This is a genomic window from Kribbella sp. WER1 (genome assembly GCF_054189145.1).
The window spans coordinates 7,328,335-7,355,277 of record NZ_CM135186.1 but is presented as its reverse complement, the minus strand read 5'-3'; the positions used below and the strand labels follow the sequence as shown (position 1 = coordinate 7,355,277).

27 protein-coding genes and 1 riboswitch are annotated in these 26,943 nt (G+C 68.8%); of the genes, 11 read left to right on the top strand and 16 right to left on the bottom strand.

All coding sequences use genetic code 11. The annotated features are described in order from the left end of the window. Positions 1–78 precede the first annotated feature (78 nt). Entirely contained in the window at positions 79–273 is a 195-nt protein-coding gene (locus tag ACXJJ3_RS35940) for a hypothetical protein (protein ID WP_458166361.1), read from the top strand. On the opposite strand, the gene ACXJJ3_RS35935 is transcribed toward ACXJJ3_RS35940, so the two are convergent. Together ACXJJ3_RS35935 and ACXJJ3_RS35930 are read right to left on the bottom strand one after the other, a co-directional pair. Continuing rightward, on the bottom strand, positions 260–886 hold the full coding sequence (locus tag ACXJJ3_RS35935; protein WP_458166360.1) for a class I SAM-dependent methyltransferase: 627 nt from the start codon (positions 884–886) through the stop codon (positions 260–262). The two genes, ACXJJ3_RS35940 and ACXJJ3_RS35935, sit on opposite strands and share 14 nt — an antisense overlap. Beyond that, the gene (locus ACXJJ3_RS35930) at positions 883–1,698 is read right to left on the bottom strand and encodes a class I SAM-dependent methyltransferase (protein WP_458166359.1); all 816 of its coding nucleotides are present in this window, start codon (positions 1,696–1,698) and stop codon (positions 883–885) included. The genes ACXJJ3_RS35935 and ACXJJ3_RS35930 overlap by 4 nt, the downstream gene beginning before the upstream one ends. Positions 1,699–1,762: 64 nt before the next feature. Here ACXJJ3_RS35930 and ACXJJ3_RS35925 point away from each other — a divergent pair, with 64 nt between their 5' ends. The 4 genes from ACXJJ3_RS35925 (at position 1,763) to ACXJJ3_RS35910 (ending at position 7,885) form a co-directional block, all read left to right on the top strand. Next, a complete protein-coding gene (locus ACXJJ3_RS35925; protein WP_458166358.1) occupies positions 1,763–3,028 on the top strand; it encodes a Fic family protein in 1,266 nt (421 codons plus the stop codon). 70 nt (positions 3,029–3,098) lie between these two features. Continuing rightward, positions 3,099–3,677 carry a DinB family protein gene (locus tag ACXJJ3_RS35920; RefSeq protein ID WP_458166357.1) on the top strand — a complete coding sequence of 193 codons (579 nt, stop codon included), beginning with the start codon at positions 3,099–3,101 and terminating at the stop codon, positions 3,675–3,677. A 59-nt stretch (positions 3,678–3,736) separates the two neighbouring features. Then, positions 3,737–3,904: riboswitch (cobalamin riboswitch) on the top strand. Positions 3,905–4,061: 157 nt separating this feature from the next. After that, positions 4,062–6,848, top strand: coding sequence for a ribonucleoside-diphosphate reductase subunit alpha (locus tag ACXJJ3_RS35915; RefSeq protein WP_458166356.1), 2,787 nt, complete (start codon positions 4,062–4,064; stop codon positions 6,846–6,848). Continuing rightward, complete coding sequence (locus tag ACXJJ3_RS35910) at positions 6,845–7,885, top strand: ribonucleotide-diphosphate reductase subunit beta (protein ID WP_458166355.1); 1,041 nt, start codon at positions 6,845–6,847, stop codon at positions 7,883–7,885. Before ACXJJ3_RS35915 ends, ACXJJ3_RS35910 begins: the two co-directional genes overlap by 4 nt. Positions 7,886–7,951: 66 nt before the next feature. Here ACXJJ3_RS35910 and ACXJJ3_RS35905 read toward each other — a convergent pair whose 3' ends face one another. From ACXJJ3_RS35905 to ACXJJ3_RS35895, 3 genes are read right to left on the bottom strand one after another with little or no spacing between them, the layout of a single operon-like run. Next, the gene (locus ACXJJ3_RS35905; protein WP_458166354.1) at positions 7,952–8,710 is read right to left on the bottom strand and encodes an SDR family NAD(P)-dependent oxidoreductase; all 759 of its coding nucleotides are present in this window, start codon (positions 8,708–8,710) and stop codon (positions 7,952–7,954) included. Continuing rightward, entirely contained in the window at positions 8,703–9,737 is a 1,035-nt protein-coding gene (locus tag ACXJJ3_RS35900; RefSeq protein WP_458166353.1) for a mannonate dehydratase, read from the bottom strand. The genes ACXJJ3_RS35905 and ACXJJ3_RS35900 overlap by 8 nt, the downstream gene beginning before the upstream one ends. Then, positions 9,734–10,462, bottom strand: a complete 729-nt coding sequence (locus tag ACXJJ3_RS35895; RefSeq protein WP_458166352.1) for a GntR family transcriptional regulator — start codon at positions 10,460–10,462, stop codon at positions 9,734–9,736. Before ACXJJ3_RS35895 ends, ACXJJ3_RS35900 begins: the two co-directional genes overlap by 4 nt. Positions 10,463–10,544: 82 nt before the next feature. Here ACXJJ3_RS35895 and ACXJJ3_RS35890 point away from each other — a divergent pair, with 82 nt between their 5' ends. Genes ACXJJ3_RS35890 through ACXJJ3_RS35875 form a run of 4 tightly spaced genes read left to right on the top strand, consistent with a single transcriptional unit; the run spans position 10,545 to position 16,334 of the window. After that, complete coding sequence (locus tag ACXJJ3_RS35890; RefSeq protein WP_458166351.1) at positions 10,545–11,852, top strand: extracellular solute-binding protein; 1,308 nt, start codon at positions 10,545–10,547, stop codon at positions 11,850–11,852. Beyond that, entirely contained in the window at positions 11,849–12,718 is an 870-nt protein-coding gene (locus tag ACXJJ3_RS35885) for a carbohydrate ABC transporter permease (protein ID WP_458166350.1), read from the top strand. The genes ACXJJ3_RS35890 and ACXJJ3_RS35885 overlap by 4 nt, the downstream gene beginning before the upstream one ends. Further along, positions 12,715–13,554: a carbohydrate ABC transporter permease gene (locus ACXJJ3_RS35880; RefSeq protein WP_458166349.1), complete on the top strand. Its 840-nt coding sequence runs from the start codon at positions 12,715–12,717 to the stop codon at positions 13,552–13,554. Before ACXJJ3_RS35885 ends, ACXJJ3_RS35880 begins: the two co-directional genes overlap by 4 nt. Positions 13,555–13,577: 23 nt before the next feature. Next, positions 13,578–16,334 (top strand): fibronectin type III domain-containing protein, encoded by a 2,757-nt coding sequence (locus ACXJJ3_RS35875; RefSeq protein WP_458166348.1) that lies wholly within the window; start codon positions 13,578–13,580, stop codon positions 16,332–16,334. A 39-nt stretch (positions 16,335–16,373) separates the two neighbouring features. On the opposite strand, the gene ACXJJ3_RS35870 is transcribed toward ACXJJ3_RS35875, so the two are convergent. From ACXJJ3_RS35870 to ACXJJ3_RS35850, 5 genes are all read right to left on the bottom strand, one after another. After that, positions 16,374–17,546, bottom strand: coding sequence for an alginate lyase family protein (locus tag ACXJJ3_RS35870; RefSeq protein WP_458166347.1), 1,173 nt, complete (start codon positions 17,544–17,546; stop codon positions 16,374–16,376). 77 nt (positions 17,547–17,623) lie between these two features. Beyond that, complete coding sequence (locus ACXJJ3_RS35865; protein ID WP_458166346.1) at positions 17,624–18,202, bottom strand: isochorismatase family protein; 579 nt, start codon at positions 18,200–18,202, stop codon at positions 17,624–17,626. A gap of 12 nt (positions 18,203–18,214) precedes the next feature. Beyond that, the gene (locus ACXJJ3_RS35860; protein ID WP_458166345.1) at positions 18,215–19,540 is read right to left on the bottom strand and encodes an MFS transporter; all 1,326 of its coding nucleotides are present in this window, start codon (positions 19,538–19,540) and stop codon (positions 18,215–18,217) included. Beyond that, a complete protein-coding gene (locus tag ACXJJ3_RS35855; protein WP_458166344.1) occupies positions 19,537–19,977 on the bottom strand; it encodes a MarR family winged helix-turn-helix transcriptional regulator in 441 nt (146 codons plus the stop codon). The genes ACXJJ3_RS35860 and ACXJJ3_RS35855 overlap by 4 nt, the downstream gene beginning before the upstream one ends. 46 nt (positions 19,978–20,023) lie before the next feature. Beyond that, a complete protein-coding gene (locus ACXJJ3_RS35850) occupies positions 20,024–20,272 on the bottom strand; it encodes an amidohydrolase family protein (RefSeq protein WP_458166343.1) in 249 nt (82 codons plus the stop codon). Here ACXJJ3_RS35850 and ACXJJ3_RS35845 point away from each other — a divergent pair. Next, on the top strand, positions 20,250–20,855 hold the full coding sequence (locus ACXJJ3_RS35845) for a LuxR C-terminal-related transcriptional regulator (protein ID WP_458166342.1): 606 nt from the start codon (positions 20,250–20,252) through the stop codon (positions 20,853–20,855). The two genes, ACXJJ3_RS35850 and ACXJJ3_RS35845, sit on opposite strands and share 23 nt — an antisense overlap. On the opposite strand, the gene ACXJJ3_RS35840 is transcribed toward ACXJJ3_RS35845, so the two are convergent. The 6 genes from ACXJJ3_RS35840 to ACXJJ3_RS35815 form a co-directional block, all read right to left on the bottom strand. Continuing rightward, positions 20,848–21,084, bottom strand: a complete 237-nt coding sequence (locus ACXJJ3_RS35840; protein ID WP_458166341.1) for a hypothetical protein — start codon at positions 21,082–21,084, stop codon at positions 20,848–20,850. The genes ACXJJ3_RS35845 and ACXJJ3_RS35840 overlap by 8 nt on opposite strands. After that, positions 21,081–22,670 carry a citramalate synthase gene (cimA, locus tag ACXJJ3_RS35835; protein ID WP_458166340.1) on the bottom strand — a complete coding sequence of 530 codons (1,590 nt, stop codon included), beginning with the start codon at positions 22,668–22,670 and terminating at the stop codon, positions 21,081–21,083. Before cimA ends, ACXJJ3_RS35840 begins: the two co-directional genes overlap by 4 nt. A gap of 657 nt (positions 22,671–23,327) precedes the next feature. Beyond that, the gene (locus ACXJJ3_RS35830; protein ID WP_458166339.1) at positions 23,328–23,726 is read right to left on the bottom strand and encodes a hypothetical protein; all 399 of its coding nucleotides are present in this window, start codon (positions 23,724–23,726) and stop codon (positions 23,328–23,330) included. Positions 23,727–23,845: 119 nt separating this feature from the next. Then, positions 23,846–24,934: a branched-chain amino acid aminotransferase gene (locus ACXJJ3_RS35825; RefSeq protein WP_458166337.1), complete on the bottom strand. Its 1,089-nt coding sequence runs from the start codon at positions 24,932–24,934 to the stop codon at positions 23,846–23,848. 80 nt (positions 24,935–25,014) lie between these two features. Further along, on the bottom strand, positions 25,015–26,064 hold the full coding sequence (locus ACXJJ3_RS35820; protein WP_458166336.1) for a 3-isopropylmalate dehydrogenase: 1,050 nt from the start codon (positions 26,062–26,064) through the stop codon (positions 25,015–25,017). Further along, positions 26,061–26,219, bottom strand: a complete 159-nt coding sequence (locus ACXJJ3_RS35815) for a hypothetical protein (protein WP_458166335.1) — start codon at positions 26,217–26,219, stop codon at positions 26,061–26,063. The genes ACXJJ3_RS35820 and ACXJJ3_RS35815 overlap by 4 nt, the downstream gene beginning before the upstream one ends. 146 nt (positions 26,220–26,365) lie before the next feature. Between ACXJJ3_RS35815 and ACXJJ3_RS35810 the strand changes: the two genes are divergently transcribed. Further along, complete coding sequence (locus ACXJJ3_RS35810; RefSeq protein WP_458166334.1) at positions 26,366–26,932, top strand: O-methyltransferase; 567 nt, start codon at positions 26,366–26,368, stop codon at positions 26,930–26,932. Positions 26,933–26,943 lie beyond the last annotated feature (11 nt).

Here is a 26,943-nt window from a genome sequence, read left to right as displayed (position 1 = left end):
TCCAGCAGTCGCCGCCTAGGAACCAGGCTACGTTGCTCCTGACATAGGCTCGCGCTGGTTCGGCGCTAGGCTGCAGGTATGGGAAAGATCGTCGCCATCGCGTTCGCCGCACTGCTGATCGCAACTGGTGGCGTGTGGACCCTGCAGGGGCTCGGCTACCTCAAGGGCAGTTCGATGACCGGCCAGACCCTCTGGGCCACCGTCGGCCCGATCGTTGCGGCTTTTGGGGTGGCGCTCGTCTTCGTTGCGATCCGCGGTCCTAAGAAGCGCTGACCCGAAGCACTGCCCACTGGTAGTGCATCACCTGGTCGTCGTCCCAGGTCGCCCACTGCTCCACGTCGCCGTACCGGGCCAGGACCGATCGGAGGCCCTCGTCGGAGCGGATGCTGAAGAAGCGGCCGGGACCGTAGCCCTTGCCGTCCTGCCAGACCTGCTCGCTTCCGTTGGCGTCTCCCCACAGTCCGATCGCCAACGGTGCGCCCGGGCGCAGGACGCGGACGATCTCCTGCAGGGCTTGGGCGAGGTCCTCGTCGGCCACGTGCAGCAGGGTGCTCATCGTCCAGCCCGCGTCGAAACTGTTGTCGGCGAAGGGCAGATCAAGGACGGACGCGACCTCCGCGCGGAGGCCCGCGGCGCGGCACGCGTCGACGCTCGCCGGTGACAGGTCCACGCCGGTGTAGTCGAAGCCCGCCGCGGCGATCGCCTCGCCGTCGCGGCCCGGGCCCGAGCCGACTTCCACAACCGTCCGCCGGCCTTCGCCGCGCAGCTGGCCGAGGTACGCCGTACGCCTGGCGATCCGTGGTCCGGCGAGTTCCCGGTCGACGCGCGCGTGTAGTTCGCCGGTGTAGTACTCGACGAGATCGCGCTCGCGGTCCGCGCGGGTCATCGGGTCGCTTTCAGGGCGAAGAAGAGTGGGATGCGTGGGGCGTCGTCCGGGAGACGCCACCAGCCTTCGGGGGTCTGCTGCATCTGGGGCCAGCGGGGCCATGGGAGTACTTCGGATTCGCGGAGTGTGGTGATCTGGAAGCCGGTGGACGCCAGCGTGGTGACGATCTCGCCGAGGCCGTGGCGCCATTCGTAGCTGGTTTGGCGGCCGGGGACCTCGTCGCCGGTGTAGGTGACGGTGGAGTCGTGCGCGATCGCGCCGCGGCCTTCGAGGTAGTCGGCGCGCAGTGTCAGGTCGTCGGATTCGCCGGGCAGGCTGACCTCGCGGAGTGCGTTGAGCAGCGGGTGGAACTCGACGACGTACAGGAATCCGCCGGGCTTCAGTAGGTCGCGGACGGTTTCCGCCCATTGCTCGAGGTCCGGAAGGTAACAGAGCGCGCCCTTGCCGGTATAGACGATGTCGAACTGCCGACCGTCGACGGCCTGCACCGCGTCGTACACGTTGGCGTGCACGTACTCGACGCCCGCGCCGGCGTCGGCGGCGATCCGGCGGGCCGCCGCCAGCGACTGCTCGGACAGGTCGAGGCCGCTGGTCCGCGCGCCGCGGCGGGCGAACTCGATCGTCTCCGTGCCGAGATGGCACTGCAGGTGCAGTACGTCCCGGCCCTCCAGCGGGCCGAGGTCCGCCCACTCGTAGTCGGCGAACCAGTATTCGCTGGGCCGGTCGTAGAACGCGCTCGCCGCATGCAGCGGCGCGCGGGCGTCCCAGTCGGCTTGGTTGGCGGCCACCATCTGCTGCGTCTGCGCGTCCACGATCGACCAGTCTGCTTGATCCCCAGCTCTTGTTCAAGGTTTGTGAATAAGCTTGAATAAGGGAATGGCGAGGGTCGAGTTGCACCGCTGGCCCGGGCACCCCGACGGGTTCACCCGAGCGGAGCGCCTCGGCGGGTCGTACGAGCTGTATCTGCCGGATCCGCTGACCGGGCGCGAGTTCGACCTGCCCGACGACGTGCTCGCGCTGCTCGAGGACGCGGCCGGCGACCTCGCCCGGCTGGACGCGACCGCCGCAGTACTCACCAACAGCGAGGCGCTCGCCCGGTTGCTGCTGCGCGCCGAGGCGGTCGGCTCGTCGCACATCGAGGGTCTCGTCGTCGGCGCGCGCCGGCTACTGAAGGCCGACGTACTGCGGGACCGGATCCGGGACGTGACCGCCGAGGAGGTGCTCGGCGCGGTCGACGCGATGACCTGGGTGACCGAGTCCGTGCAGGCCGGCGAGAGCCTCGAGGTCGACCACGTGCTGGAGGCGCACCGCCGGTTGATGGCCCATTCGCCGACCCCGGAGTACGGCGGCGAGATCCGCTACCTGCAGAACTGGATCGGCGGCCGCTCCCCCGCGGAGGCGTACTACGTGCCGCCGCCCGCGCAGCTGATCCCGGACCTGCTCGCGGACCTGATGACGTTCGTCCGCGAGTCCCGGCTGCCAGTGCTGGCGAAGACCGCGATCGCGCACGCGCAGTTCGAGACGATCCACCCGTTTGCCGACGGCAACGGCCGGACCGGGCGCGCGCTGATCCACCTGATCCTGCGCGCGGACGGGCTGGTCACCCGGACCGTCCCGCCGGTCTCGCTCGCCCTCGCCACCCACGCCACCGAGTACGTCGACGCACTGACCGCCTTCCGGTACGTCGGGCGCCCGAGCATCGCGAAGGCCCGTACGGCAGCGAACCCGTGGCTGCGGATGTTCGCGACGGCGTGCACCTACGCGACCGCCGAGGCCGCTCGCTTCGAGCGGACCACCTCCGACCTCAAGACCGCCTGGCGGGACCGGGCCGCCCCGCTGCGGGCGGGCTCCGCGGCCGAGCTGCTGATCGAGGCGCTTCCGGCCGCGCCGGTGCTGACCCTCGCGGCCGCGGCGCGGCTCATCGAGCGCTCCCAGCAGGCCGCAAACCAGGGGCTCACCCGCCTGGTCGAGGCAGGGGTACTGCGGGAGCTCACGGACGGCCGACGCAACCGGGTCTACGAGGCGCCGGAGCTGATCGACGCGTTCACGTTGCTGGAACGCCGGTTCGCGAGCCCGGCCGCGGACACCCGGATCGAACCGCCTAGCAGACCCGTTCCGGCGAGGCCAGAACCGACACACTAGCGGTTTGACTTTCCCTCCGAGGTCGAGCAAGAATTCGAACACATGTTCGATCGTACCGGGGAGAGTTGAGATGGCGGCGTTCGACTGGGACATCCTGCACCGGCCGTCGGCGATGGCAATGGTGCGCGGCCAGCTGGGGTTCAGCTGGATGGTGCTGTCCGGACGCCTCGCCCAACTGACCGACGAGCAGTACTTCTGGAGACCGAGCAGCGAGGCGCTCACCGTGGTCCGCCGGCACTACGCCGGGCGGTACCGGCCACTTGGCTCCGGCGAATGGGTGGCCCAGTGGCCGGACGAGCCGGACCATCGCGGCCCGCGGACGATCGCCTGGCTGATCGCGCATCTGACCGAGACGTTCTTCGAGCGTTGGGAGTGGACGTTCGGGGCGAGCCGGCAGGGCCGCGCGGACATCACGCTGCACGGCAACGCGCAGGACGCCGTCGCCTGGCTGACGTACTGGGTGGAGGCCTGGCAGGAGGCGATCGCCGACCTGGACGAGAGCGAGGCGATGACCGTCGGCCTCAGCCAGGCGAACGAGTTGGACGCCGCCGAACCGTTCGGGCACGTCGTCCTGCGGCTGAACCGGGAGCTCATCCATCACGGCTCGGAGATCATGACGCTCCAGGACCTGTACGCGGTCGCGGCGTGAGGACACAAGATGTGCGACACGCGGCGCGGCGCTCCCACAAGATCTAGTTCAATCCCTCTAACATCACTACTGCTGGTGGTTCAGGGTGGCCAACGCCACAACATGTGGGTGACTCTGAGGCAACAGGGGAATCCGGTGCGAGTCCGGAACTGCCCCGCAACGGTGAGCGGACACGTCCTCCAGGCGTGCCGGCGAGTCCGGATACCTGCCACCGGTGCGTGTACCGCCGGTGCACGCGGTCCGAGACCTCGCGGGTGGGTCGCAGGGCGTGACGGCAGAGTTCCCGGCCGGTGTTGCCGGTCCCGTCGTGCGCCTGCTCGCGTGGCACCGGGTCTTCGAACTCTTCTGGAGCGCACACCAGTGACCATTGCTTCTTCTTCACCTGTGGAGACGGGCGCGGCTGTCGAGCTGACCGTCATCCGCCGGGACGGCAGCAGTACTCCGTTCGACGTCACCAAGATCTCCGTCGCGGTATCGAAGGCGTTCCTCGCCGTCGAGGGCGCCGACGCCGGCACCACCCATCGGGTCCGTGACCTGGTGGCCGACCTGACCGGCCGGGTCGTGGGCGCCCTGACCAGCCGCGGCGACGCCGGCCGCAGCGTGCAGGTCGAGGACATCCAGGACCAGGTCGAGCTGGCGCTGATGCGCGCCGGTGAGCACCAGGTCGCCCGCGCCTACGTGCTGTACCGCGAGGAGCGGACCAAGGCCCGCACACCCGCCGACCCGTCCGGCGTCACCGACCGGCCCGCGCTGACCGTCCGCGCGGCCGACGGCAGCCGGTCCCCACTGGACGTCGACCGGCTCCGCATCGTGGTCGCCGAGGCCGCCGCCGGTCTGGACTCCGTCGACCCCGAGCTGATCCTGGACGAGGCGTTCGGCGCCTGCTACGACGGCATCGCGCAGCACGAGGTCGAGCTCGCGCTGGTGATGGCCGCCCGGTCGTACGTCGAGACCGAGCCGCAGTACAGCTTCGCCGCGTCCCGGCTGCTGCTGGACCAGATCCGCCGCGAGGCGCTCGGCCGGGTGCACGGCGAGCCCCGGCAGGCCAGCCAGGCCGACATGCGGGAGGCGTACAAGACCTACTTCGCGCGCTACATCGCGGTCGGCGTCGAGGCCGGGCAGCTCGACCCCGAGCTGGCCACCTTCGACCTCGACCGGCTGGCCGCCGCGATCGACCCCGAGGCCGACCTGAACTTCACGTTCCTCGCCCTGCAGACGCTGTACGACCGCTACCTGCTGCACATCGACAAGGTGCGCTACGAGCTGCCACAGGCGTTCTTCCTGCGGGTCGCGATGGGGATGGCACTGCGCGAGGACGACCGCGAGGGCCGCGCGATCGAGTTCTACCGGCTGCTCAGCTCGTTCCGCTTCATGTCCTCGACCCCCACGCTCTTCAACTCCGGCACCACCCGCCCGCAGCTCTCGTCCTGCTTCCTGACCACCGTCCAGGACGATCTGTCCGGCATCTTCACCGGCATCCGCAACAACGCCCTGCTCGCCAAGTACTCCGGCGGCCTCGGCAACGACTGGACCCCGGTCCGCGGCATCGGCGCCAAGATCCGCGGCACGAACGGCGAGTCCCAGGGCGTCGTCCCGTTCCTCAAGATCGCCAACGACACCGCAGTCGCCGTGAATCAAGGTGGAAAACGTAAGGGCGCAGTGTGTGCGTACTTGGAGACGTGGCACATCGACGTCGAGGAGTTTCTCGATCTGCGGAAGAACACCGGGGACGAGCGGCGGCGGACGCATGACATGAACACCGCGAACTGGGTGCCCGACCTGTTCCTGCAGCGGGTCGAGGCCGGCGGCGACTGGACGCTGTTCTCGCCGGACGAGGTGCCGGACCTGCACGACCTGTTCGGCGAGGCGTTCGCGGCCGCATACACGGCGTACGAGGAGGCCGCGGAGCGCGGAGAGGTCCGGGTCTTCAAGCGGGTCAAGGCCGTCGACCTGTGGCGGCGGATGCTGACCGTGCTGTTCGAGACCGGGCACCCGTGGATCACGTTCAAGGACGCCTGCAACCTGCGCTCGCCGCAGCAGCACGACGGCGTCGTGCACTCGTCGAACCTGTGCACCGAGATCACGCTGAACACCACCGTCGACGAGACCGCGGTCTGCAACCTGGGCTCGGTCAACCTGGTCGCGCACCTGACCGCCGACGGGCTCGACGCCGAACTGCTCCGGGACACGGTCACGACCGCGGTCCGGATGCTCGACAACGTGATCGACGTGAACTTCTACACCACCCCGGAGTCCGAGCGGGCCAACCAGCGGCACCGCCCGGTCGGCCTCGGCCTGATGGGGTTCGCGGACGCGCTCTTCAAGCTCCGGATCCCGTACTCGTCGGACGCCGCGGTCGAGTTCGCGGACCGCTCGATGGAGCAGCTCAGCTACCACGCGATCGCGGCGTCGAGCGACCTCGCCGCCGAGCGCGGCCGGTACTCGTCGTACGACGGCTCGCTGTGGAGCAAGGGTGTGCTGCCGATCGACTCGCTGAGCCTGCTGCGGGACGCCCGCGGCGGTGACGTGATCGTCGACGACAGCGCGCAGCTGGACTGGGACGCCCTGCGGCAGAAGGTGCTCCGCGACGGCATGCGGAACTCGAACGTGATGGCGATCGCGCCGACCGCGACGATCTCGAACATCTGCGGCGTGAGCCAGTCGATCGAGCCGACGTACAGCAACCTGTTCGTGAAGTCGAACATGTCCGGCGAGTTCACGGTCGCGAACCCGTACCTGGTCGCGGACCTGAAGGCGCGTGGGCTGTGGGACCAGGTGATGGTGTCGGACCTGAAGTACCACGACGGGCTGCTGGCCGGGATCGAGCGGATCCCCGCGGACCTGCGCGAGCTTTACGCGACGGCGTTCGAGATCGACCCGCTGTGGCTGGTGAAGGCTGCCTCGCGGCGGCAGAAGTGGATCGACCAGGCGCAGTCGCTGAACCTGTACATGGCCAAGCCGTCCGGGCGGGCGCTCGACGAGCTGTACCGGAACGCCTGGCGGTACGGGCTCAAGACGACGTATTACCTCCGCTCCCAGTCAGCAACCCATGTGGAGAAGTCCACGTTGCAGGGCACCGACGGCCGGCTCAACGCGGTCGCCGTCGCCCTTCCCGAACCCACCGGAGCCGTGTGCTCCCTCGACGACCCCGACTGCGAGGCCTGCCAGTGAGCACGATTTCTGTTGGAGCAGCCCGGATCGAGGTCGCCGACAAGGCGATGATCAACGCCCGCGCGGACGTGAACCAACTGCTGCCGCTGAAGTACACGTGGGCCTGGGAGAAGTACCTGAACGCCTGCAACAACCACTGGATGCCGACCGAGGTCTCCATGCAGGCCGACATCTCGCTGTGGAAGTCGAAGGACGGCCTGACCGAGGACGAGCGGCTGATGCTGAAGCGCAACCTCGGCTTCTTCGCCACCGCGGAGTCCCTGGTCGCGAACAACATCGTCCTGGCGGTCTACCGCCAGCTCAGCAACCCCGAATGCCGGCAGTACCTGCTGCGCCAGGCGTTCGAGGAGGCGGTGCACACGCACACGTTCCAGTACATCTGCACCTCGCTCGGGCTGGACGAGGGCGAGCTGTTCAACATGTACCGCGAGGTCCCGTCGATCTCCGACAAGGACGCCTGGGCGCTGAAGTACACCCAGCACCTGGAGGACCCGGACTTCCGGACCGGTACGCCGGAGACCGACACCGCGTTCCTGCGCGACCTGATCGCGTTCTACGTGGTGTTCGAGGGCATGTGGTTCTACACCGGGTTCGCGCAGATCCTGTCGCTCGGCCGGCGCAACAAGATGGTCGGGATCGCCGAGCAGTACCAGTACATCCTGCGCGACGAGTCGATCCACCTGAACTTCGGCATCGACTGCATCAACCAGATCAAGCAGGAGAACCCGCACCTGTGGACGACCGAGTTCCAGGCCGAGGTCCGGCAGATGCTGACCGAGGCGTGCGAGCTCGAGGTCGCCTACGGCCGCGCCACGATGCCGAACGGCATGCTCGGCCTGACCGCGGACCTCTGCGAGCAGTACATGCACTTCGTCACCGACCGCCGCGCCGAACAGATCGGGCTGAAACCGATTTTCGGTGAAACGCGGAACCCCTTCGGATGGATGTCAGAGGTGATGGATCTCAAGAAGGAGAAGAACTTCTTCGAGACCCGCGTGATCGAGTACCAGTCCTCCAGCGGCCTGAGCTGGGACTGACGCAGGAGTGACACAGACAGGAAGGCCCGCGGTGCAACTCGCCGCTCCGCGGGCCTTCCGCCCCACTCACTCCGGGAGCAGTACGGCGGCCTTTGCGAGGAGGCCGCCGTCGACCGGGAGTGCGATGCCGGTGATGAAGGACGCGCGGTCGCCGGCGAGGAAGGCGATCGCCTCGGCGACCTCGTCGGGGCGGGCGACGCGGCCCAGGGGGTGCGCCTTGCCCCAGGTGTCGACCAGCTGTTGTTCGGCGGTGGGGGTGCCGGAGCTGAAGGTGCGGGCGGAGGCGCGGAGCATGGGGGTGTCGACGGAGCCGGGGCAGACGGTGTTCGCGCGGACGCCGTGGGCGGCTTCGTCGACGGCGATCGAGCGGGCCAACGCGTTCAGCGCGCCTTTGCTGGTGGTGTAGGCGGCGACCGACTCCTGGGTGACGAACGCCTGCACCGAGGAGACGAGCACGATCGCGCCGGCGCCCTGCGCCCGCAGCTGCGGCAAGGCGGCTTTGACGATGTTGAAGGCGCCGGTCACGTTGACGTCGAGGACCTGGTTCCATTCGGCGGCCGAGGTCTCCACGACGTCGCCGTACCGCTGGATGCCGGCGGCGGCGACCACGATGTCGAGTTTTCCGTGCGTACGAGCCACCTCGTCGACGAGGTGCGCGCAGGCCGTTGGATCGGTGACGTCGAGGTCGACACCGTCACCCGAGGGGCCGGGCAGGCCGGCGGCGACGACGGTTGCGCCGCGGGAAGACAGCAGTTCCGCGGCGGCCTGGCCGATGCCGCTCCGCCCGCCGGTGACGATCGCGACCTTGCCGTCGAACTCACCCATCAGTCGCTCCAATGCCGTTGAGAACGCCCTGCAGATAGCCGATCGCGTGCGCGCGCCCGCGGCTGCAGTAGGCCTCCGACGAAATGTCGCCCCAGGTGTCGAGGTCGCCGATCATCGCCGGTACGTGGTCGTCGATCAGGAATCCGTCGAACCCGGCCGCCAGCAGCCGCCGGATCACCCGGGCCGGGTCGAAGTTGCCCTCGCCGAGGAAGCACTCGCTGAACCGCGGCACGGTCCCCTGCACGTCGCGGAAGTGGACGTACCAGATCGCGGGCCCGAGCAGGTCGATGACCTCGTTGATGCTGTCCTCGCCGGCCATCTCCGACACCGTGCCCAGGCAGAGGTTCAACCCCCACGCCGGACTGCCGGCCGCCTGCGACCGGGCCCTGCCAAGGGCGGCCGGCGAGGTGAAGATCCGCGCGATCCCGCCCAGCGGCTCGTCGACCGGCGGGTCGTCCGGATGCAGCGCCAGCCGTACGCCGGCCTCCTCCGCGACCGGCAGCACCGCGTCCAGGAAGTACTGGTGGTTCGCCCACATCTGGTCCGCCGTGATCGGCTCGTCGACCGGCTCGTCCGGCGTCAACCGGTACCCGGCGAGCGCGTTGCCGCGGGACACGTCCGCGAGGTCGAACGAGCTGACCTTGGCACCACCGCGCCCGGCGGCCGACATCGACGTACGCCAGACATAGGTCGCGAGGAAGTTGTACCCGAGCAGGTCGATGCCGACCGCGGCGAGGTTGCGGATCGTCTTCTGATAGTTCTCGAGCTGCTCGTCGCGGCCCGGGAGCCCGCGCTGGATCTTCCAGAAGTGCGCGAGCGGAACGTTTTCCAGACCGTCGATCGCGAGCCCGTCCGCATCGCAGCGCTCCCGCAGCGTCCGCAGCTCCGGCAGGCTCCAGAAGCCGTCCACGCCCGGCAGCACGTCCGGCGTGTGCAGCTGGACGCTGCGCAGCCCGAGCTGGTGCGCGAACGTCGCGACCCGCGCGTCGTAGGTGTCGACGTGCCCGAGGGAGATCCGGATACTCATTCGACGAAATAGTCCGGGTACTGCGCCTGCAGGGCCGGCGCGAGGTCGTGGGCCCGGCGGGCGTGCCGGCTGATCAGCGCCCGGCCGCCGGCGACGTCGCGCGTTTCCAGCGCGTCGACGATCAGCCGGTGTTCGTCGATCAGGTTGCGGATGCTGGCCGCGTCCGGCTGGGCGAGCCGCCGTAACCGGTCCAGTTGCAGCTTCATCCGCTGCACGGCCTGCCAGGCGCCCGGGTAGCCGCTGAGCGCGAAGATCTCGCTGTGCAGGGCCTCGTCGGCCTCGAAGAACGCGTCGTAGTCCTCGGCCCGGCAGCTCCGTTCCTGGATCTCGAGCAGTTCCCGCAGCGCGCCGACGTCCAGCGTCGCCGTACCGCAGGCAGCCTCGAACGCCGAGGTCTCCAGGCTTTCGCGGACGAAGCGCGCCTCCTCCACCTCGCGCAGCCGGATCAGCCCGACGCGGGTGCCGACCTGGGGTACGACGTGCACCAGCCCCGCGTCGACGAGGCGCGCGATCGCCTCCCGGACCGGGGTCCGGGACACCTCGAGGCGGTCCGCGATCTCGGTCTCGGACAGCGAGGCGCCCGGCACGAGCCGGAGATCCCGGATCGCGGAGACCAGTTCGCCGTACACCAGGTCGGAGGTCCGGGTGCGGGCCCGGCTCCGGCTGATCGGCGACAGGACCCCGGTCGGATCCGGCTCCCGGACGGTGGCAGGTCGTGGATTCACCCCTGAATCGTTGCATGTGGGTTACTTGTATGCAAGTATCCCGGCACGATCCACGCGGTAGCGAGCAGACAGAGAGAACGTCATGATCAAGCGAACGGCGATGCTGGCGGCAGCAACGGCAGCAGCCGGTCTGGTACTGGCCGGGTGTGGCGGCGGAAACAGCGGCGGGAGCGGTAGCGGGAGTGGCGCCGCGAGCGGCCCGGCCGAGGTCACCTTCTGGGGCTGGGCGGCCGGCTACCAGAAGTCCGTCGATCTCTGGAACCAGACGCACCCGGACATCCACGTGAAGTACGAGGCGATCACCAACGGCGGGGCCGGCGGGTACGACAAGATGCTGACCGCCGCGAAGGCGGGCAACGCGCCCTGCCTGGCGCAGATCGGGTACGAGACGTTCGCGAGCTTCCTCGCCGCAGGCGCGCTCCAGGACGTCAGCGACGACGTGGCCAAGGACAAGGGCCAGTTCCCGGACTGGGTGTGGGGCAATGTCGGCGTCGACGGCAAGGCGTACGGCGTACCGGTGGACACCGCGCCGATGGCGACGTTCTACCGCGCCGACCTGTTCAAGAAGGCCGGTATCGCGGTCCCGACAACGTGGGACGAGTTCGCCGCCGCGGCCGCGAAGGTGAAGGCCGCGGACCCGACCGCGCGGATCATGAACCTGCCCACGGATCCCTACCTGTACGCCGGATTCTCGTGGCAGGCGGACGCGCCGTGGTTCGGGGTCAAGGACAACGCGTGGTCGGTCTCGTTCGACACCGACGCCGGCAAGAAGGTCGGCGACTACTGGCAGGGCCTGTTCGACAAGGACCTGGTCACCGCGTACCCCGCGTTCGACGCGACGTTGTACTCCGCGTGGAGCAAGGGCAAGGTGTGGGCCGAGGTCGGGCCGGTGTGGTCGGCGTCGCTGATCCGCGACAACGCCGCGGCGTCGGCGGGCAAGTGGGCGGTCGCGCCGATGCCGCGCTGGAGCGGCAGCGACAAGGTCGGGAACTCGGGCGGTTCGGCGACGGCCGTGATGAAGGGCTGCGCGCATCCGAAGGAGGCGACCCAGTTCGCGCTCTGGATGTCGACCGACAACGCGTCGGTGTCGAACCTGATCGCGTCCGCCGCGATCCTGCCGGCCTCGAAGCCGGGCCTGGCCAACGCCGCGCTCGACGCGCCGCAGAGCTACTACGGCGGCCAGCCGATCTACAAGCTGTTCCGCAGCGAGGCCGACAAGGTGAACGACGGCTGGATCTGGGGACCGATCATGTCGACCTCGGCCAAGTCGCTCGGTGACGGCCTGGGCAAGATCCCGACCAAGAAGGGGACCTACGGCGACGCCCTCGTGAAGGCCCAGCAGGACACGGTGTCCGCCCTCAAGTCCCAGGGCTTCTCGGTCAGCCAATGAGAACCAAGCAACTCCGCCGGGCCGCACCGTTCGTGCTGCCGTTCCTCGTGCTGTTCGTCTTCGTGTACCTGGTGCCGACCGCGTACTCGATCGAGCAGAGCTTCTTCGCGGTGAAGCGTTCCGGTCTCGGGCTCGGCGGATCCGAGACCGTCTTCACCGGCTTCGGCAACTACGTGCAGGTGTTCCAGGACAAGGAATTCCTGGTCTCACTCGGCCGGGTCGCGTTCATCGGCATCATCCAGGTCCCCGCGATGCTCGTCATCGCGTTGTTCCTCGCGTTGCTCCTGGACGCTCGGACGACGAAGGGCGCCCGGTTCTTCCGGATCGCCTACTTCATCCCGTACGGGCTGCCGGGAGTGATCGCGGGACTCGTCTGGTCCTTCCTGTACGCGCCCTCGCTGAGCCCGATCACCCGCGTCTTCGAGCACCTCAGCTTCGTCAGCGACGGCGCGCTGCCGTTCTCGATCGCGAACATCCTGACCTGGGCCTGGACCGGCTACAACACGATCCTCGTGTACGCCGCGTTGCAGGCCATCCCGGAGGAGACGATGGAGGCCGCCGCGGTGGACGGCTGCTCGGGCTGGAAGGCGGCGCTGTTCATCAAGGTGCCGCAGGTCCGCCCGGCGCTGCTGATGGCGCTGGTGTTCTCGATCATCGGCACGTTCCAGCTCTACAACGAGCCCGTCACGATGAAGTCGGTCGCGCCGAACCTGTCGTCGACGTACACCCCGATCATGGCCGCTCTGCGTTCGCTGTCGGCCAACAACTTCAACTACGCGGCCACGCAGTCGGTGGTGCTCGGCGCACTGATCTGCGTGCTGTCGGTCGTCGTCTTCCGGGCGTCGGCCAAAAGGACTGATGCATGACCAAGGTGAGCCCGACCTCGCGGCTGTTCGTGCTGGCGGTCATGACGTTGGCCGCGCTCTACTTCCTGCTGCCCGTGTGGTGGCTGGTGGTGTCGGCGACCAAGAGCAGCGGAGACCTGTTCTCCGGCAACGGCTTCTGGCTAGGGCAGCACTTCGCGTTGTGGGAGAACGTACAGACGCTGTTCCGGGCTCAGGGCGGCATCTACTCCCATTGGCTGCTCAACTCGTTGCTGTACGCCGTCGGCGGCGGCGCGGTCTCCACGTTGCTGTCAGCGATGTGCGGCTACGCGTTGGCGAAGTTCCCGTTCCCCGGGCGCGAGGCCGTCTTCGCGACAGTGCTGGCGGCGGTATTACTGCCCGCGCCGGTGCTCGCCGTACCGCTGTATCTGCTGTTCAGCCATACCGGAGTGGTGAACACGTTCTGGTCGGTGTTCATCCCGAGCATCGTCAGCCCGTTCGGTGTCTACCTCAGCCGGATCTACGCCGCCTCGTCGGTGCCGGACGCGCTGATCGAGGCCGGCCGGATCGACGGCGCCCGGGAGTACCGCATCTTCGTGATGGGGATGCGGATCATGGCACCGGCGCTGGTCACCGTCTTCCTGTTCCAGTTCGTCGCGATCTGGACGAACTTCCTGCTCCCCTCGCTGATGCTCGCCAACAGTTCGCTGCAGCCGGTCACCGTGGGGCTGGTCGGCTGGCGCGAGATGCAGGGCTACCCGATCGGCTACACGACCGTCGTCACCGGCGCGTTGCTGTCGGTCGTGCCGGTGGTCGCGATGTTCGTGTCACTGCAGTCGTTCTGGAGCAAGGGTTTGGTCACGGGGGCCGTCAAGTAGTGCCCAACCGAAAGGGATGATCCATGAGGGTGAAAACCTCAGCCTTGGTGTTGTCCATCGCACTGCTGCTCGCAGCACAGTCCTCCGGCGCAACAGCAGCCACCACAGCTGATCCGCCGGTCAACCTGCTCGCTGCGGACATGGACACCGGCGTAGACACCGGTGTCAGCCCGTTCACACTGTCCAGCACCACCAGCGGCGGCAGCCAGCAGGTGATCGACTCCGGTGGTAACAAGGCCGTCGAGCTCCGCGACTCCTCGCAGAACGCCAACCTGGCGAGCTACTTCTACCACCGGCTCTCCACCGGCGCCCTGAAGGACCGCATCAACGCGGTCTACAGCCAGCCGGTCGGTAGCCCGGCGGAGCAGTTCACCCTGCAGTTCGACCTCAAGCGCAGCGCGGCCAGCAGCAAACCCGTTGCCAAGGACATCTACGCGCAGATCTCGTTCGGCAACTGGGACGACGTCGCGGTGCCGCGCTTCCCGGTCCCGTCGGTCAGCCTGACCACCACGGCCGCGTACCAGAACACCTCCGGCGGGACGGTGACCGAGACCGACATCCCGGAGTACCGCTTCACGATCGTGCCGAACGGCGGCAAGCGGCTGGTCACGACGGTCGAGCTCGGGTTCCAGGTCCGCGTCGACACCGGCGGCACCGACGAGGCGATCACCGTCGACAACTTCGGCGTGTACGACGCCGGCGCCGTCAACGACACATCACCGCCGACGACCCCGACCGGCCTGGTCGCCGGTACGCCGTCCGCGAGCGGCGTCGCCCTGCAATGGCAACCGTCCACCGACGACACCCGGGTCACCGGGTACGACGTGTTCCGGGATGGGTACCAGGTCGCGTCGGTGAGCGGGTCCACCACGATCGCGGCCGTCGGCGGGCTGATGCCGTCGACGGCGTACGACTTCACCGTCCGCGCGAAGGATGCCTTCGGCCACGTCAGCCCGCAGAGCGCTCCGGTCCACGTGACGACCGCGGCGAGCGTACCGGCCAGGCCGGCGCCGTACCCCGGCACGATCGAGTCCCGCACGCAGTGGCTGTGGGACAAGACCAAGGCCATGCTCGAGGAAGAGGGCCCGATCAACGTCGCGGAGTACACCGCGCAGCTCGTCGACCACCAGAACGTCGACGCCAACCTCGCGAAGCTGGACAAGCTGTACCAGGGCTACGACTACGAGCAGTACAAGAGCGTCGCGAAGATGTACGCGTACCTGATGGCGGGCGACCAGTTCAGCCCCGCGATGGTTCAGGACGTGCGGACGTACTTCGCGAAGTACGGCTACCAGAAGCTCAACCAGACCGAGAACCTGCGGATGAGCAACTACGTCACCGGCTATCTGGTCGGGCAGACGTTCCCGGACGTCGTCGACCTGAACGGCAACTCCGGGGCGAAGCTGATGGAGATCAACAAGGCCAACATCCTCGAGATGGTGCAGGCCGCGGTACGGCGGGGCTGGGCCGAGTACGAGAGCCCCGAGTACACGGTGATGACGTACGTCTGCCTGAACGCGATCTACCAGTGGGCCGACGACCAGGCGCTGCGCCAGCAGGTCAAGATGGCGATGGACGTGATGTGGTTCGAGTGGGCGAACGACTGGAACGACGGCTACCTGATCTCGTCGGAGAGCCGCGCCAAGGGTGACCTTGCCTCGGTCAACGACCCGAGCTGGCGGCCCGCCGACCACGCGACTGTCGCCTGGACGTACTTCGGTGCCCACCGCGCGCAGCAGGCCGTGGGCGAGTCCGACAACCCGGCGCCCTCGGCGTACCGGCCGGACCTCGAGTACGCGGGATTCCTCGCCTGGAAGGGGACGACGTACCAGCCGCCGGCGCTCGCGGTACAGATCGGGCAGACGACCGGGAAGTCGTACACCGCGCACAAGACCAACCTGCAGAACTCGAGCGGGCACGCGATGGACATCTACCGGACGAGCTACGTGCGGCCGGCGTACGGGCTGGCCACCGAGGTCCAGTACCGGCGGGTCGACAACTGGATCGAGGACCAGCCGATGATCCTGCGCTGGAAGTCGGACGCGCCGAACCCGCTCTTCCGGCTGTCCGTCGACCAGGGCAACGCGCCGATCGGGTCGTACGACCAGCCGGCCGACCATCGGGTGATGCAGGAAGGACCGACCGCGGTCGGCGTCTACAAGACCTCCGGCGACCAGACGTCGAACTACCTCAACGCGATGTTCCCGGACAACGGCTCGATCAAGCAGCGCAAGGAGGTTGACGGCTGGACGGTCGTCGACGCGGGCTCGGCGTACTTCGCCTTCAAGCTGGCCAAGCCGGCGACCTGGTACCACCAGACGCCGAACGACCCGTCGAACAAGGTGAAGACGACCACCCAGATCCACCCGACCGCGACGCTTGCCTACAGCTACGACATCCTGCGCAGCCAGGCGAACACCAACGGCTGGGTACTCGAGACCGCCGACGCATCGGCCTACCCGAACCTGGACGCGTTCACCGCCGCGCTGCTCAAGAAGACCAGCCTGGACACGAGTCACGTCGACGACGCCAACCCGCGACTGGTCTACCACAGCCTGAGCGGACACGACCTCGACCTCACGTTCGACTCCGCGACCCAGGCGCCCGGCCCGACCCACCTGGTGGACGGCGAGCCGATCGACTACGACTCGTTCAAACTGTTCGACACCCCGTGGCTGAAGCAGAACCAGCTGGCCTCGCGGTTCACCGCCCAGGTCGGCAACCAGACGGTCACCTACGACTTCGACAACTGGACCGTCACCACCCGCCCGGGCAAGTAGCCAAGAAGGCCCGCGGGACTCCCCCGCGGGCCTTCTCTCTCAGCGCGGGTTGTTCGCGTGGGTCAGGGTTTCCCAGGCGAAGAAGTAGTTTGCGCCGGCGGGGCGTTTGGCTTCGGTGTAGCGCAGGACCTCGGGGAGCGACTGGCCCAGGCGGTTGTGGTAGTGGTTGTAGATGACTTCGGTGACTGGGCCGAGGCCTTTCTTCACGGTGCCGCCGCAGAGGTTCGAAGGTGTCGCGGCACCGTTCTCCAGGCGGGTGTGGAACGTGTACGCGTCGGTCAGGCGTTTGCCGGCTTCGGCGTACAGGTCGACGCCTTGGTGGTAGGCGGTCTCGGCGATCTGGGTCGCGGCGGTCAGACCCCAGCCGGTGTGGCCGAAGTCGCGGCAGGTCTCCTGGGACAGGCCGTTCGTGAAGGTCGATTGACCCTGCCAGTAGTCGACGATCTCCTGGCGGGTGTTCTTCGCGCAGGTCGACGGCGCCTTCGGGTAGGAACCGTCGGACTTCTCGTACACGTACCCGGGCAGTCGCCCGCGCCAGATGCTCACGGCCTTGTCGAACGCCGCGTGGTCGTCGAGGAACACCGCGATACCGATGGCGGCGTCGGTCATGATCAGTTCCCAGTTCCCGTTCTTGCAGCCGGCGCCGTTGCGAATCTCGGGCAGGTACACGTCGCGGAGCATCTTCTCGAAACGCCCGCGCTGGGCCCACGGGCCGCCGTACGTGTGCTTGATCAGCTCGCCGGACCGCGAGAACGAGGCCCCGGCCCAGCCGGTCTGCAGCGGGGCGTTGCTGTTGGTGTGGTCCTTCAGTACGGCGGACCACGCGTCCATGATCTGGATCGACTTCTTCGCGTACCGGTCGTCGCGGGTGAAGTACCACAGCAGCGCCTGGGTGTACGCCGCGAGCGCGTCGTTGCGCTCGTCGGAGCACCCGTTGTTCGGGTTCGAGCTGGAGCCGCACTCGACGATCGCGCGCGGCTTCGGCGTGTAGGTCAAGGCGGCGTACGGGCTGGCCTTCATCGCGTCGTACGCCACCTTCTGGGGCTGAGCGCCTTTCTGGACCTGCTGTCGTGCGTAGTCGAGCTGCGCCTGGTCGACGAGTACGCCGGGATGCTTGAACGCCGGCGGCGAGGCCGTACTGGGCCGGCCGGTCAGCAAGCCCGCGCACAGGGTCAGCGTGAGGGTGAGTAGGAGTGGGCGTCGCAGTCGCATGGCTGCCTCCTGGTGATGGGGCGGAGACAGCCAAGCTAACCGGCGGAGCGACTGTTAGTAAACCTTCCTAACCGAATTCACCCGAGCAGCGCGATGATCTCCGCGGTGGTGCCGGTCTCGCCGAGGCGGGGGAAGATCCGGGTCAGCGAGTTCTCGTGGGCGTCCGCGGACATGTCGGTCATCGCGTCGGTGGCCAGCGTCACGTGGTACCCGTGCTCGAACGCGGCCCGCGCCGTCGACTCGACGCCGATGCTGGTGGCGATGCCGGTCAGCACGATCTGGGTGATGCCGCGGCGGCGCAGGTGGATGTCGAGGTCGGTGCCGTGGAACGCGCCCCAGTTCCGCTTGGTGACGATGATGTCCTCGGCGTGTCCGGCGAGCTGGTCGACGATCTGGTCCGCGCCGGGCGGCGGCGCCTGTCGGGCGGAGCGCGGCGGCTGCTCGGTACGGCCCGGGACCCAGTCGGCACCGTCGGCGGCGATGCTCACCCGGACCAGGACCACGAGCAGGTCGTGCTTGCGGAACGCGTCGGCGAGCTCGACCGTCTTCGCGATCACGCCGGGCGTCGGATGCGGATCACCCGGCAGCCTGGTGACGCCGTTCTGCAGGTCGACCACGACCAGCGCGGTCTTCGGGTCAAGCGTTGTGACAGGCACAGCGGAGCCTCTCTATTCGGGGAGTTGCAGGAGAGTTACGAGCATCAGCAGGCCGGCGATCACGAGCAGGAACACCGCCATCTCGTGCAGACCGGCCGTGGTCGCGCCGTGCTGGAAGAAGTGCGCGTTGGCGGCCGCCGAGATCAGCGCGCCGACGTACACGCAGGTCCGCAGCAGGCCCGCGGACGAGCCCATCCGGGCCGGATCGGCCTGCTGGTACAGGGCGGTCTGGTTGGCCAGGTTGTTCAGGCCCTGCGGTACGCCGGCGATCACGCCGACGACGGCGAGGATCCACACCGGCGTACTCGAACCGACGAACAGCTGCGCGGCCGCGGCCGCCAGCAGAAAGGCGCCACCGGCAACGAGTTTGCCGCGGATCGCCGCTCGCCGTCCGGTGACTGCCGTGACGACCACCGCCGCGAGCGACAACGGCAACAGAAGAAGGCCGGCCCGGGACGCGTTCAGCCCGCGCGCCTCCTCCAGCCACTGGGTGAATCCGTACAGGAACGAGTACGCGCCGACGAACGCGAGCACTTGCCGCAGGTACGTCATGATCAGCGGACGGTTGCCGCCCAGCACCCGCAGATCGATGAACGGCGCAACCACCCGCAGCTGTGCGATCACGAACGTGACGCCGAGAGCGATCGCGAGCACCAACAGGTACCAGCGCGAAACGGCCGGGCGCATCAGGAACAGCATCAGCGACACCAACGTTGCCGCGAACAACAGAATGCCGGGATAGTCGAGGCCACCGGCGCTCCGCGAACGGGTGGTCCGCGGCAACCACAGCGTGCCGAGCACGACGCAGATCAGCGACAGCGGCACGTTGATCGTGAAGATCAGGTGCCAGCCGCCGAGCCCGATCAGCAGGCCGCCGAGCGTCGGGCCGATCACCGCGATCACCTGGTTCGCGATCGACAGGCTGCTGAGGATGACGGCCGGCGTCTCCATCCCGGTGCGATCCGCCTCGGTCCGGATCAAGGACATCGCCGCCGGGTACGCCGCCGACGTACCGAATCCGAGCAGGACGCGGGAGGCGATCAGCACGCCGAGGTTCGGGGCGAACGCGCCGAGCAGGCCGGCGACACCGACCAGCGAGGTCGCGATCAGGTACAGCGGGCGCGGGCCGAAGATGTCGACCAGCCGGCCCATCACCGGCTGGCCGACCGCGGTCGCGAGGTACAGGCCGGTGACCAGCCAGGCGGTCTGTGACGGCGGGATGCCGAACGCGGCACCGATCGGGATCAGCGCCACCGCCAGCATCGACGAGTTGATCGGGTTCAGCACCGACCCGACCAGCATCGGCGCGATCAGCCGCCGATCGAAACGCTCCGTCAACGCTCGGCCGCCTCGATCGCGTGGTCGAGCAGCGCGAGCGCCTTGATGATCGTCTGCCGCTCGGCCTCCGTGCAGTGTTCCTGCAACGTCTGCGCCAACCACTCCTGACGCACCTTGCGGTCACCCTGCAGCCGATGCCGCCCCTTCGACGTCAACGACACCACCTGCCGCCGCCCGTCCGACGGATCGGGATGCCGCTGAATCAGATCGGCGTCCCGCAACGCGGTCAGGATCGCCGCCACCGACTGCGGCCGAATCCGCTCGGCCGCCGCCAACTGGCTCGCGCTCGCCGGCCCGTCCTTGTCCAGCCGACTCAACACCGACGACTGCGACGGCGTCAGATCATCCGTCTCGGCCAACGCCTTCAGTCGCCGCTTCACCCGGCCGAAGACGACCCGCACCTCGCTCGCCGCCTGGTTCGCCGATGCCGAAGTCATACCTGCAGCCTAATTTAGACAGTCCAAACTGTCCAGTTCAGGCTGTCTATTTCGTCAACCTGCGGCGGAGCGACGGCAGCAGGTCGAGGGCGTTCTGCCGGTTGATCCGCTGCCGCAGCGCGCTGCTCATCGCCGGGTCACGGTCGAACGCGGTCGTGAGTCCCCGGACCTGCGGGTCCGTCCGCGCCGGCCAGTCGGTGCCGAACAGGATGTGCCGCGGATCCACGACCGCGGCGAGGGTCCGGATCGAGTTCGGCGACGTCGGCAGCGCGGTGTCGAAGTACCAGCGCTTCATCGCCCGCTCGAACGCCTCCGGATCCGGGCCCCAGCCCTCCTCCCCCGCGCCCGTCGAGCAGGCGGGGCTGCACGAGCCGGACGTGGTGCTGATGGACGTCCGGATGCCGCACGTCGACGGGCTTTCCGCGACCGCGGAGCTGCACCGGCTGCCGCAGCCGCCCAAGGTCGTCGTACTGACCACGTTCGACCTGGACGAGTACGTCGCGACCGCGCTCCGCAACGGCGCGGTCGGGTTCCTGCTCAAGGACGCGACCGCGGAGCAGATCTCGCAGGCGGTCCGCAGCGCCGCGGCCGGTGACGCGATGCTGTCACCACAGGTCACCCGGAGGCTGCTCGGCCAGCTCACCGGTGCGGCCGATCCCCGGCGCGCGGACGCCGTACGGCGCTTGCAGATCCTGACCGACAAGGAACGTGCCGTCCTGGCCGCGGTCGGCGAAGGGCTCGCGAACAGCGACATCGCCGAACGCCTGTACCTGAGCGAAGCGACCGTGAAACGTCACGTCAGCCGGATCCTCGCCAAGCTGCAGCTGACGAACCGGGTGCAGGCCGCGATCCTCGCACACCACGCAGGGCTCAGCTGATCGCGACGTCCAGCACGCCGATCACCTTGTCCAGGCGGGCGGCTACCCGCTCGGCGTCGAAGCCGTTGCCTTCGACCACGATGCGGAGTTCGCCCTGGTCGAGGGAGAGGGAGAGCTCGCGGACGTCGTACGGGTTCAGGAGGACGGCGACGCGGGCGAGGAGGCCGTCGACCTCGACGATGCGGGCGGTGAAGACCGTGAGGACGCGTTCAACCGCGAGGAGGCTCATCGGGCGACCTCGTTGTGGCGCAGCAGGCCGAAGGTGAAGCCGTCGACCAGGGCTTCCCAGGAGGCCTCGACGATGTTGTGGCCTACGCCGACCGTCACCCAGGAGCCTTCGCCGTCCGCGGTCTCGATGAGGACTCTGATCACCGCGTCCGTCCCGTGTCCCTGGTCGAGGATGCGGACCTTGTAGTCGACGAGTTCGAACTTGTTCACCGCCGGGTACGCGCGCTCGATCGCGGTCCGCAGTGCGTGGTCGAGGGCGTTCACCGGGCCGTTGCCCTCGCCGGTGACGATCTCCCGCTCCCCCGCCGCGACCAGCTTCACCGTGGACTCGGACACCGCCTCGCCGTCGGCGCGCGACTCGGTGATCACGCGCCAGGACTCGACGTCGAAGAAGCTCGCGCGCTTGCCGTCGACCTCCTCGGTGAGCAGCAGCGAGAACGACGCGTCGGCGGCCTCGAACGTGTACCCGCGGGACTCCAGGTCCTTCACCCGCTCGGTCACCCGGCTGACCAGCTCGCGCTCGTTGCTCAGGTCGAACCCGAGCTCGCGGCCCTTCAGCTCCACGCTCGCCCGGCCGGCCATCTCCGACACCAGCATCCGCATGTCGTTGCCGACCAGCGCCGGATCCGTGTGCTGGTAGAGATCCGGGTCCACCTTGATCGCGCTCGCGTGCAGCCCGGCCTTGTGCGCGAAGGCCGACAGCCCGACGTACGGCGCCCGGTTCGACGGCGGCACGTTCGTCACCTCGGCGATCGCGTGCGCGATCCGGAACGACTCGGCCAGGTTGCCCGCGGGCAGCAGTTCCAGGCCGCGCTTGAGTTCGAGGTTCGCGACGATCGCGAGCAGGTCGGCGTTGCCGGTGCGTTCGCCGTACCCGTTGATCGTGCCCTGGACGTGCGTGACGCCGGCCTCGACGGCGGCGATCGAGTTCGCCACCGCGCAGCCGGCGTCGTTGTGACAGTGGATGCCGAGCCGGGCCCCGGTCGATTCCAGTACGTCGCGGACGACCTCCTGCAACTCCCGCGGCAGCGTCCCGCCGTTCGTGTCGCACAGGGCCACCACGTCGGCCCCGGCCTCGGCGGCCACCCGTACGACCTCGAGCGCGTACGCCCGGTTCGTCCGGTAGCCGTCGAAGAAGTGCTCGGTGTCCAGGAAGACCCGCTGCCCGTTCTCCCGTAGATGCCGGACCGTGTCGGCGACCATCCGGAGGTTCTCGTCGAGGGTCGTCCGGAGCGCCCGCTCGACGTGCGCGTCGTGGCTCTTGGCAACGAGGGTGACGACCCCCGCACCGGAGTCGCGGAGCGCGGCGACCTGCTGGTCGTCGGCGGCCGGCGTCCCCGGCTTGCAGGTCGCGCCGAACGCCGCGAACGTCGCGTTCCGCAGGTGCAGCTCGGTCCGCGCCCGCTCGAAGAACTCGGTGTCCTTCGGCACCGCCCCCGGCCAGCCACCCTCGATGAAGCCGACCCCCAACGCGTCCAGGTGCTGCGCGATGGCGATCTTGTCGGCCACCGACAGCGCCAGCCCCTCCTGCTGCGCGCCGTCGCGCAGGGTGGTGTCGTACACGTGGAAATCGTCCGAGATGCTCATGCGGTCGGCCTTCCGGGGGTCTTGTCGGGCAAACAAAAAACCTCCCGCAAGGTGCGAGAGGTCTGCGCGCTCAGGTACAGCTTGCTGAGCGCGCCTAGCGAATAATCACCCGATAGTGCTTCATGACGCTTCGAAGTCTGCCACACAATCACCGATCGGTAACGACCGCGTCTCGCATCTCGACCATTCAGTACGCCAACCAGTACTCCAGCGCCCACGCCAGTCCCATCCCCACCTACCTACCCGCCCACCCAACTCCCCGCCTCCGCGCCACCGCGCTCCCCGCCACCGCACCACCACACTCCCCGCCACCGCGCTCCCCGCGCGTCCGCGCGTCCGCGCCACGAGGGGATATCCGTTCGTGTTGGGGGTTATCTGCTCGTATAAGAGCAGATAACCCCCAAGAGGAGCGGATATCCCCGGAATTGTGACGCCGCCGCACCCGGGCGGGACGCGGGCGACGTGGCTGGTAGGTCGCGTGCGGGTGGGGCGAGTGGGACGCAGCGCGGGTACGGCCGGGAGGCGGGTACGCCGAGGTGCGTGTACGGCGGGGGTGCAGATACCGCCCGGGTGCAGGTACGGCGGGGTGCAGGTACAGCGGGGTGGGGGTACGGCGGGGTGGGGGTACGGCGGGGTGGGGGTACGGCGGGGTGGGGGTTAGGCAGTAAGGGACCAGCCCGGGTCGTCCCACGCGGTGTAGAAGTCCTCGCGGGTCAGCGGGCGCAGGCCCCAGTCGTCGCGGTCCAGGGACTTGTCGGTGAGCATGCCCTCGTCGTCCTCGAGCCGCTGCCACCAGTAGCGGGTGGTCTCGCCGTCCTCGCCGGCGCCGAGCTGGCGGATCACGACCCACTCCCGCTCGTGCCAGACGGCCTCGTACAGCCAGTCGGTCCCGTAGTCGTCGACGGCCGCGCCGTACGTCCGCGGCGCCGTTCCGCGGTCGAGGTCCCGGATCAGCTCCACCGTCGACCGGATCGCCGCGACGGTCTCGTCGGACCAGCCGCGCCGCTCGGCGAGCTCCGCGTAGTACCCCTCGACCTCAGCCGGAAAGCCGCTCATGCCGCCCGACCCTATCGGGTCCGTCGCCCGGCCGACGAGCGCCGTCCCACGCGTCGAGCTGAGAAGAAGCTATGAAAAACGCCCGGCAGCCGTGGCTGCCGGGCGTTGATCGGAAAGGCTCAGAAAGCGCGGGTCATCCAGCCGTGTGGGTCGGCGGCGCGGCCGTACTGGACGTCGAGGAGGGCCGAGCGGACGGCCGCGGTGACCGGGCCGCCGTTGCCGTCGCCGATCCGGATCTCGCCGCTGTGCCACTTCAGCGAGGCGACCGGGGTGACGACCGCGGCCGTACCGCAGGCGAACACCTCCTTGACCTTGCCGGAGGCAGCACCCTCGCGCCACTCGTCGACCGAGATCTTCCGCTCGGTGACCGTGTAGCCGAGATCCGTGACCAGCTTCAGGATCGAGTCCCGGGTGACGCCCTCGAGGATCGTCCCGGACAGCTCCGGGGTGACCACCGAGTTGTCGTCGAGGACGAAGTACAGGTTCATCCCGCCGAGCTCTTCGACCCACTTCTTCTCGACCGCGTCCAGGAACGCGACCTGGTCACAGCCCTGCTCGATCGCCTCCGCCTGGGCGAGCAGCGACGACGCGTAGTTGCCGCCGGTCTTCGCCGCGCCGGTACCGCCGGGGGCCGCGCGGGTGTACTCCTCGCTCAGCCAGATCCGGACCGGCTTCACGCCGTTCGCGAAGTACGAGCCGGCCGGCGACGCGATCACGCAGTACGTGACCTTCGCCGACGGGCGGACGCCGAGGAACGGGTCCGAGCCGAACATGAACGGCCGCAGGTACAGCGACGTCTCGCCGCCGCCCGGCACCCAGTCCTTGTCGATCTCGACCAGCTTGTGCAGCGAGTCGAGGAAGACCTCGGTCGGCAGCTCCGGCAGCGCGAGCCGCTGCGCGGACCGCTGGAACCGGGCCGCGTTCGCCTCGGGGCGGAACAGGTGGATCGAGTCGTCGGGGTGCCGGTAGGCCTTCATCCCCTCGAAGATCGTCTGGGCGTAGTGGAACACCGAGGTCGCGGGAGAAAGCTCCAGCGGACCGAAGGCGGTGATCCGTGCGTCGTGCCAGCCCTTCTCGGCCGTCCAGGTGGCGATCGCCATGTGGTCCGAGAAGTACTGCCCGAATCCCGGGTTCGCCAGGATCTGGGCGCGCTGGTCGTCGCCGGCCAAATGGGTGCTCGGCTCAACGGTGAACTCTAAGGCGCTCATAGCCGCACCGTACCTCTCGTCGCACTGGTCAGGCGAGCATCGCCCCCGGCCGCACCGGGGGCTGCGCAGACGGCCACCGGTCAGCCCGCCGCGCGCTTGGCGATCGCGTCGCCGATCTCGGCAGTACTGCGGGCAGCGCCCGTCCGCTCCTCGATGTCCGCCTCGACGGCCGCCTCGATCGCGCGCGCCGCCTCCGGCAGCCCGAGGTGCTCCAGGAGCAGCGCCGCGGACAGGATCGCCGCGGTCGGGTCGGCCTTCTGCTGGCCGGCGATGTCCGGCGCCGAGCCGTGCACCGGCTCGAACATGCTCGGCGCGGTCCGGTCCGGGTTGATGTTGCCGCTCGCGGCCAGCCCGATGCCGCCGCTGATCGCGGCCGCCAGGTCGGTGATGATGTCGCCGAACAGGTTGTCGGTGACGATCACGTCGAAGCGCGCCGGGTCGGTGACCAGGAAGATCGTCGCCGCGTCCACGTGCAGGTAGTCGACGGTGATCTCCGGGAACTCGGCCGCGACAGCGTCGACGGTCCGCTTCCACAGGTGGCCGGCGTGCACGAGCACGTTGTTCTTGTGGACGAGCGTGAGCTTCTTCCGCGGCCGCGCCTGCGCCCGCGTGAACGCGTCCCGGACGACCCGCTCGACGCCGTACGCCGTGTTCACCGACACCTCGGTGGCGATCTCGGCCGGGGTACCCACGCGGAGCGCGCCGCCGTTGCCGACGTACGGGCCCTCGGTGCCCTCGCGGACGACGACGAAGTCGACGGTACCCGGGTTCGCCAGCGGGGAGCCGACGGACGGGTAGATCTTCGAGGGCCGCAGGTTCACGTAGTGGTCGAGGGTGAACCGGAGCTTGAGCAGCAGACCGCGCTCGAGGACGCCGGACGGCACGCTCGGGTCGCCGACCGCGCCGAGCAGGATCGCGTCGTGCGTGCGGATCTCCTCCAGCTCGGCGTCCGGCAGCGTCTCACCGGTGGCGTGCCAGCGCTTCGCACCGAGGTCGTACTCGGTCCGCTCGAACGTCACGCCGTGCTGCGCGGCTACCGCGTCGAGGACCTTGAGCGCCTCGGTGGTGACCTCCGGTCCGATCCCGTCACCCGGGACGACGGCCAGCGTGAAGTTCTTCGTCTCGCTCACTTGTTGGGTTCTCCCCCATTGTCACGGCGGTTCATGGCCTCTTGGACAGCCTTGACCTCGCGTGCGGGCGCCGGGCGGGCCGGACGGCGCCGGCGGGCCACCTTCCGCTCCCGGCCGTCGACGGCCGGCCAGTTGGCTGGATACATGTCGTACATGCTGCTCCTCCCCAATATGTCGTGGGCGGCAGGATGCGCACGAATTTACTCGCACGTCCGACTATTTCTCCACAATGCGGGCAGGTTGTCCCGAGATGTGAGATCTCGGTGCGAGCACTGGACCGGACCTGTGCCACCCTCAGCCCGTGAGTGCTCCTCCAGAACTGCCGCCGCTGGTGTCGGCGGCCCTCAGCCTGTCCGGCCGGCGCGGATTCGTCAGCTCCACCAGGAACGAGACGGGCCGGCTGCTCGCCGCCCTCGCGGCCTCCAAGTCCGGCCTGCTCGGTGAGCTCGGGACCGGCTGCGGCGTGGGCTCGGCCTGGCTGCGCAGCGGCGCCGGCGAGGGCACCACCATCGTCACCGCGGAGAGCGACCCGCAGCTCGCGCAGGCGGTCGACGAACTGTTCGCCGCGGACGAGCGGATCGAGGTCGTCTCGGCCGACTGGACCGCACTGATCGAGCGCGGCCCGTTCGCGCTGCTGTTCGTGGACGCGCGCGAGGCGAAGCTGTCCGCCCGCGACGTGATCGCGGACGTCGTCGAGCCCGGCGGCTTCGTCGTACTGGACGACTTCACGCCGTCCGCGGTCTGGCCGCCGATGTACGAGGGCCGGGTCGACACGCTCCGCCAGGAATGGCTGATGGACCAGCGCTTCACCACCGTCGAGGTGATGGTCGCCCCGGACGCCGCAGTCCTGCTCGCCACCCGGCGCTGAACATGAAGCGG

What these genes read in the sequence shown, in the direction of transcription:
- ACXJJ3_RS35940 (WP_458166361.1), top strand. Translation starts at nt 79, where the DNA reads ATGGGAAAGATCGTCGCCATCGCGTTCGCCGCACTGCTGATCGCAACT.
- ACXJJ3_RS35935 (WP_458166360.1), bottom strand. Translation starts at nt 886, where the DNA reads ATGACCCGCGCGGACCGCGAGCGCGATCTCGTCGAGTACTACACCGGC.
- ACXJJ3_RS35925 (WP_458166358.1), top strand. Translation starts at nt 1,763, where the DNA reads ATGGCGAGGGTCGAGTTGCACCGCTGGCCCGGGCACCCCGACGGGTTC.
- ACXJJ3_RS35920 (WP_458166357.1), top strand. Translation starts at nt 3,099, where the DNA reads ATGGCGGCGTTCGACTGGGACATCCTGCACCGGCCGTCGGCGATGGCA.
- ACXJJ3_RS35905 (WP_458166354.1), bottom strand. Translation starts at nt 8,710, where the DNA reads ATGGGTGAGTTCGACGGCAAGGTCGCGATCGTCACCGGCGGGCGGAGC.
- ACXJJ3_RS35900 (WP_458166353.1), bottom strand. Translation starts at nt 9,737, where the DNA reads ATGAGTATCCGGATCTCCCTCGGGCACGTCGACACCTACGACGCGCGG.
- ACXJJ3_RS35890 (WP_458166351.1), top strand. Translation starts at nt 10,545, where the DNA reads ATGATCAAGCGAACGGCGATGCTGGCGGCAGCAACGGCAGCAGCCGGT.
- ACXJJ3_RS35885 (WP_458166350.1), top strand. Translation starts at nt 11,849, where the DNA reads ATGAGAACCAAGCAACTCCGCCGGGCCGCACCGTTCGTGCTGCCGTTC.
- ACXJJ3_RS35880 (WP_458166349.1), top strand. Translation starts at nt 12,715, where the DNA reads ATGACCAAGGTGAGCCCGACCTCGCGGCTGTTCGTGCTGGCGGTCATG.
- ACXJJ3_RS35875 (WP_458166348.1), top strand. Translation starts at nt 13,578, where the DNA reads ATGAGGGTGAAAACCTCAGCCTTGGTGTTGTCCATCGCACTGCTGCTC.
- ACXJJ3_RS35870 (WP_458166347.1), bottom strand. Translation starts at nt 17,546, where the DNA reads ATGCGACTGCGACGCCCACTCCTACTCACCCTCACGCTGACCCTGTGC.
- ACXJJ3_RS35855 (WP_458166344.1), bottom strand. Translation starts at nt 19,977, where the DNA reads ATGACTTCGGCATCGGCGAACCAGGCGGCGAGCGAGGTGCGGGTCGTC.
- ACXJJ3_RS35850 (WP_458166343.1), bottom strand. Translation starts at nt 20,272, where the DNA reads ATGAAGCGCTGGTACTTCGACACCGCGCTGCCGACGTCGCCGAACTCG.
- ACXJJ3_RS35840 (WP_458166341.1), bottom strand. Translation starts at nt 21,084, where the DNA reads ATGAGCCTCCTCGCGGTTGAACGCGTCCTCACGGTCTTCACCGCCCGC.
- cimA (WP_458166340.1), bottom strand. Translation starts at nt 22,670, where the DNA reads ATGAGCATCTCGGACGATTTCCACGTGTACGACACCACCCTGCGCGAC.
- ACXJJ3_RS35830 (WP_458166339.1), bottom strand. Translation starts at nt 23,726, where the DNA reads ATGAGCGGCTTTCCGGCTGAGGTCGAGGGGTACTACGCGGAGCTCGCC.
- ACXJJ3_RS35825 (WP_458166337.1), bottom strand. Translation starts at nt 24,934, where the DNA reads ATGAGCGCCTTAGAGTTCACCGTTGAGCCGAGCACCCATTTGGCCGGC.
- ACXJJ3_RS35815 (WP_458166335.1), bottom strand. Translation starts at nt 26,219, where the DNA reads ATGTACGACATGTATCCAGCCAACTGGCCGGCCGTCGACGGCCGGGAG.